The 276-nt window shown below is 76.8% G+C and carries 1 pseudogene; it reads right to left on the bottom strand.

The annotated features are described in order from the left end of the window. Nucleotides 1-253, bottom strand: a pseudogene (locus RZA33_RS19460) (hypothetical protein); the annotation flags it as partial. Nucleotides 254-276 lie beyond the last annotated feature (23 nt).

Below are 276 nucleotides of genomic sequence, written 5' to 3'. Positions count from 1 at the left end.
CGGCCGGCGGCGGGGGCGGCATGTCCTTGGGCCGGCAGGCCAGCGGCCGGCCGTCGGGCGCACCGCAGGTGCCGGTCAGCGCGCGGCCCCGGTGGGTGAAGCTGCAGTCGGCGCCGGCCTTGGCCGTCTTGCAGGCGGTCAGCGCCTCGGCCGGCGGGCCACGGTGTTCGCCTGCGGGCGGCGGGCCGCTCGGGGATTGGGCTTGGGCGCCAGCCGCAGCGAGCAGCAGGCTCAGGATCAGGCGGGTCTTCATCGTGAGGCTCCATCAGGGGTTGA

It is taken from the genome of Halovibrio sp. HP20-59 (assembly GCF_033052795.2).
Lineage (GTDB): Bacteria > Pseudomonadota > Gammaproteobacteria > Pseudomonadales > Halomonadaceae > Vreelandella.
Note: the sequence above shows the minus strand (reverse complement) of the source record. Positions and strands in the feature narration are given on the sequence as shown.